Consider the following 5,337-nt stretch of genomic DNA (forward strand, 5'->3'; position numbering starts at 1 on the left):
CTGGGCACTCGCACGAGGCGCACGCGATCCCGCAGGTGGTGCTGCAGGGCCCCGCTGATGCAGCGGCGCAGGTATGGAGCGGCAGGCTCGCCAGCGCGGCAGCTGGGAGCGGAGCGAATCAGCGCCTCACGGGCTACCTGGATCAGATCCTCCCGCTCAACCAAAGGAAAGAAGCGGCGGACTGCAGCTGAGGCAACGGCATCAGCCAGGGAGAGGTGCTCCAGCACTAGGACATCGCGGGCATGGCTCCGATCCTTGACCCCGCCCCGCACCATGAACAGGCCTGCGCGGCACTTTGAGGGTTAGGAAGCCATACGGCAGCCCAGTCAACGCAGGGGCTGCATCCCCGCAGAAAGAAAGCCGCAAATACGCCCCGCCAAGGCAGCACAGGGCTTTAATGGGGCTGCGGCTGAACCCTTGCCCCACCTGCCATGCGCGGCCCTGAGAATCCAAGCAAGTGCAGGACGAGCCAAATCGTTGATTTATGCAGACAGCGCATAAATCACACCAACACCAACAAATAAGGGGCGATTCTTTTATGACCCTTAAAGAGCTCTGCACCCCGCGTCCCTCGGTCTTCGCGGCAGATCGGCGCGCCACGGTGCTCAACCTCGACACCTTCCTCAAGGGCGAGGTGGACGGCAGGGCGTTCTTTGAGGAGAACTACTTCACGAACGGGATGCTCGCTCTGGTGGAGCGTGCCTTCCGTCATCTGAGTGGCTCTGGTGCTGGCTCCTCAGTGTTTCAGCTCTCCCAGGCGATGGGAGGCGGCAAGACCCACAGCATGATTTCGCTGGGGCTGCTGGCCCGGGATCCTCACCTCCGCCAGGAGGTGTGCGCTCAGATCGAAGGCGGCAATCCTGCCCCGAGCTTGGGTGCCTGCCAGGTGGTGGGCTTCAACGGCCGCAGCACCGATGCCGCCGGGGGGATTTGGGGTTCGATTGCAGAACAGCTGGGCAAAGGCGCGCAGTTTGCCAAATACGTCAGCCCGCCAACGGCCCCTGGACCGCAGGCTTGGAAAGAGCTGCTGGGCGAACAGCCGCTGGTGATCTTCCTGGACGAGCTGCCGCCATATCTGGAATACGCCGTCGCGGTGCCGGTGGGCAATGGCAACCTGGCCACGGTGACCACGGCAGCGTTGGCGAACCTGTTCGTGGCCGTCACGGAGATGCCCAACGTTTGCCTGGTGCTCTCCGACCTAGGCGGCACGAACTACTCCGGCGGGCAGGACAACATCAACCAGGCGGTTGATAAAGCCATCCAGCAGCTGACGGGTGAATCGCGGCGGATCGCGGTGCCGATCACGCCGGTTAATCCCAATGGCGACGAGCTGTATCACATCCTGCGCAAACGCCTTTTTGCCGAGGTGGCACCCCAGAACGTCATTAATGGAGTGGCTGGCTCCTACCGGGAGGCGCTACGGGAAGCGGTGAACATGAACCTCACTACCACCACACCGGAATCGCTCTACACCCGCATTCAGGACTCCTACCCGTTCCATCCAGACCTGCGGGAGTTGGTGGGCAAATTCAAGGAGAACGAGGGGTTCCAGCAGACCCGTGGTGTGATCCGCTTGATGCAGATGGTCGTCTCCGACCTCTGGCACTCAGGCAAGGCAGCTGGTTTGGAGCTGATCCATCCCTACGACCTCGACCTCAACAAGGAGGAGCTCGCCTCAGAGGTGCGCACGATCAACCCCAGCTTGAGTGAGGCAATCGCCCACGACATCGCCCATGGCGGTGATGCCGAAGTTGAGGTGATCGATGAAGCCAACGGCAACACAGACGCCTCCGATGCCGCCCGCCTGATCCTGGTGGCCTCTCTGTCCACTACTCCTGGCGCCATCCACGGAATGCGGGAGTACCAACTGGTGGACTGCCTGCAGCGACCTGGCCGAGACCTCTCGTCGTTCAAGCCGAACGTTCTCGACAAGCTGGCAACTCGGGCCTGGTACCTGCACAACTCGCCGGACGGCCGGCTGTTCTTTAAGAATCAGCAGAACCTGGCTGCCAAGCTGCGCTCCACCGCCCAGTCGCTCCACAACGAAACCGTAGAGCGGATGCTACGGGAGCATCTACAGGACTACTTCGAGCCCAGCCTGCGCGACTGCTTCCAGGTGGTGAAGGTGCTGCCCCCGCCCGATGAGGTGCAGCTCGATCAGGAGAAAACCACGTTGGTCATTACCCGTCCTGGAGGGCAGGCCAATGGCCTTCCGGTGTCGCAGGACTGGCAGGACTGGTGGCAGCAGCAGCCATTCAAGAACCGCGTGCTGTTCCTGAGCGGCTCGAAGGACACCTACATGCGCATTCTTGAGGCCGCTCGACAAGCGCGCGCCCTAGAGAGCATCGAGGCTGACCTCAAAAGCGAGAACACACCTGCAGATGACCCGCAATGGCGCGCACATGATTCACTGCAAGCCCGAATCGGTTTGCAGTTTTCTTCTGCGTTAAAGGAGACTTTTGATCAACTGGTCTATCCATCAAGGGAAAGCTCCCTGCGTCCTAATTCTGTGATTTTAGATTTTGCAGGAAACACCAATGGCGAGGCCACGATCAAAGAGACCCTGAGAGTTGCCAATAAATTTACGGCCGACATATCAGATGACAAATTCCGCGCCTTTGCGGAAGCTCGTCTCTTTGGCTCAACTGATAGTGCCGTAGCTCTGTGGAGTGATGTAAAGCGTGCAGCTGCGACCCGCACCGACTGGCCGCTGCATAAGCCGTCGGCACTCGATGACCTGAGGGCCGACGCGATCCAGCGCGATCGCTGGCGGCCTGAGGGCAACTATGTGCGCAGGGGGCCCTTCCCGCCGCCGACCCCCAGCATTGAGATTCGAGAAGGCGCCCGGGATGAAGATGGCGATGGGCGTACCTATCTGCAGTTGATCCCACTGCACTGCGACAGCATTGTGTTCGAAAGCGGCGAGAGCGAGCCCACTACCGCCTCATCGTCAGTGCCTTCAACGGCCAAGTTTGAGGCCAAGGGCTTGCAATACAAGTTCCTGGCGTTTGACAGCGAGAACCCTGAGCGCCAAAGCGAGGTGAAGACCTGGACAGCGACGCTGCGGCTCAAGAAGCAGCTGCATGACCGCGGGAATCACTACGAGGTGGAGCTGTTGGCCTTCCCCCGGGCCAATGGAGTGAGCATCCACTACACAACGGATGGCTCCTCGCCGATCGGCAGCAATGCGGCGGTGTACGACGGGTCGATCCGCGTGCCGGACAACTGCCGCAAGGTCTGCGCCGTGGCCCAGGCCCCGACCTACTCGCTGACCTCCCAAGGGATCGTGCAGGACATCCCCAAGCGCGGAGAGGAGGTGCGCACCATTGATGCCACCCGCCCGGCGCGCTGGCAGAAGGTGAGCAAGCTCGATGACTCAGGGGCGGTGTGGGACCTGATCACCCGGCTGGAGCAGACCCCAGGTGTGCTGGCCTACGACGTGGAACTTTCTGCCAAGAGCAGCAATGGTGAGCAGATCGTGGACTACTCCGGCTCGCTGGCCAACGGTTACGGCGGCGCCGAGCTCAAGACGGTGGCTGGCAAGCTCCAGGACATCGTGCAGGACGGGACGCTGCGGATGGAGATCGGCAACTTGGGCTTCTCCACCGGGCAAGCCCTGATCGACTGGCTGAACGCAACCAAGGAGCCGTTCAACCTCAGCTACGTGGACCAGGACTGAGCCATGGCCAGAACCCCAGTAGCTTCACGCAAGAGCATCGGCCTGGGCTTTGTGCCAGAGGAGAGCCGCCATGGCTTTCTGATCCACATCCCCAAGGGCACGGCCAAGGGCGACCTGATCTCGATCAGCGAGTACCGCGGTGACCGCTTTAGCGGAGCAGATGTCACTTCCCTACCGGCTCCGCCTCCTTCCGACCCTGCGCTGCGGGTGACGTTGGACCGGGGGCGCTGGGCCGCCCTAGCGCCTGCTTTCTGGGAGGAGGCCAACCGGCGGCTGCGGGCTAACGGCCTGGCCACCGCCAAGCTCACCAAGAGCCCCACAAAGCCAATCCCGGTGCACCCATCCCTGGGCAAGGAGCTCTGCGTGCTGTGCTGGGCAGTGGAAGAAGCTTCGATCGACGACATCCCAAATGCCCTGCGCAACTGGGAAGCCTTGGCACCGGAGGAGCGCTGGTGGCTGTACACGATGTCGGTGGCCACCACCGGCCAGGCAATGAATAAGGGGGTCGGATGGCGCAAGGCACTGCGCGCCGCCATCGCCGACAACCCCTTCGTGAAGGGAGAGGGAATGTCACCCAAAGCCCGCCGTGAACTACTTGGCCACTCGCAACTAACGCTTGAGATCTGAGATGCAGAAAGCCTTTATCGAAACCCAGTTTCCCATCGCCCGCCTTTCGGCGGAGTCGTACAAGGAGAGGAAAGCTGTTTCGGGCCAGACTCTGACTGGGCTCGGGAAGTGGTGGGGTCGCAAGCCGCTGATCCTTGTGCGCGCTTGCATCCTTGGGATGCTGATGCCTGCGTCAAACGATCCGAAGAAAGATCGAGAGATCTTTCTCAAGATCCTCACCATGGATGACGATGGCACTTGGCAGCGCCAGAAGGGAGACATCCCGGTTAAATCCTGGCGAGAAGTGTCCCCCTCAGAGATTCAGGACAAGTACTTCGGATCACGAGGCTTCCAACGCGGCATCAGCGACGAAGAGAAGGAGTTTGTGCTTGCGGAGATCTGGGAAGGTCTCAGCGATCAACAGCGAGCGCGCCTAGATGAGCAACGCAAGCGACCAATCCCAGATCGCAACACTTTTGACACCCTTCCATATGCCGAGCGTCTTGATTTTAGCGAGCGCCCAGAGAACGTGTGCGGCCCCTCCGAAGCAGCGTGGCAGGAGATAAATCAACACCTTGCCACTACCGCGTCAAATCTAGAGCAGCTAGTAGAACAACTTGGACAAAGAAAGTTCGGACATGTACCACGAGTAGGAGATGCATTTTGTGGTGGAGGTTCCATACCCTTTGAAGCCGCCCGACTCGGCTGCGATTCCTTTGGCTCTGATCTCAATCCAACTGCAGGCCTACTTTCCTGGGCAGGCCTCAACCTTGTCGGCGGCGATAAAAAGACCAAAAACGAGGTAGCAGCTGTCCAGGCCAATGCCTTTGCCGCGGCAAACAAGCAAATCATGGAGTGGGGAATAGAAAGCAACAACAAAGGCGAGAGAGCCGATGCTTACATCTATTGCCTTGAGGTCAAGCCACAAGGTTGCGAGTACTACATTCCACTAGCACCCAGCTGGGTTATTGCAGAAAAGACTAGAATCGTCGCAAGCTGGGATCGATTGGAAGGCACAGATAGACTTCAGCCGACAATTAAGTCAGTTGATA

At 60.2% G+C, this 5,337-nt stretch carries 4 protein-coding genes; 3 read left to right on the forward strand and 1 reads right to left on the reverse strand.

Annotation, left to right across the window (positions count from 1 at the left end; genetic code table 11):
• Positions 1-275 (reverse strand): sigma factor (locus KBY74_RS13485; RefSeq protein ID WP_315859078.1); only part of this gene is annotated, 275 nt, incomplete at its 3' end.
• Positions 276-538: 263 nt separating this feature from the next.
• Between KBY74_RS13485 and KBY74_RS13490 the strand changes: the two genes are divergently transcribed.
• From KBY74_RS13490 to KBY74_RS13500, 3 genes are all read left to right on the forward strand, one after another.
• Positions 539-3,679 carry a DUF499 domain-containing protein gene (locus tag KBY74_RS13490; protein WP_254943144.1) on the forward strand — a complete coding sequence of 1,047 codons (3,141 nt, stop codon included), beginning with the start codon at positions 539-541 and terminating at the stop codon, positions 3,677-3,679.
• Positions 3,680-3,682: 3 nt separating this feature from the next.
• Positions 3,683-4,306: a DUF3780 domain-containing protein gene (locus KBY74_RS13495; protein WP_254943145.1), complete on the forward strand. Its 624-nt coding sequence runs from the start codon at positions 3,683-3,685 to the stop codon at positions 4,304-4,306.
• 1 nt (position 4,307) lies between these two features.
• The coding region (locus KBY74_RS13500) for a DUF1156 domain-containing protein (RefSeq protein ID WP_254943146.1) at positions 4,308-5,337 on the forward strand (1,030 nt) is incomplete at its 3' end.

This window comes from Cyanobium sp. A1C-AMD (genome assembly GCF_024346495.1).
Classification (GTDB): Bacteria; Cyanobacteriota; Cyanobacteriia; order PCC-6307; family Cyanobiaceae; genus Cyanobium_A; species Cyanobium_A usitatum.

Bases quoted from the DNA above. Each gene is read 5' to 3' on its own strand.
- KBY74_RS13490 (WP_254943144.1), top strand. From the start codon at position 539: ATGACCCTTAAAGAGCTCTGCACCCCGCGTCCCTCGGTCTTCGCGGCA.
- KBY74_RS13495 (WP_254943145.1), top strand. From the start codon at position 3,683: ATGGCCAGAACCCCAGTAGCTTCACGCAAGAGCATCGGCCTGGGCTTT.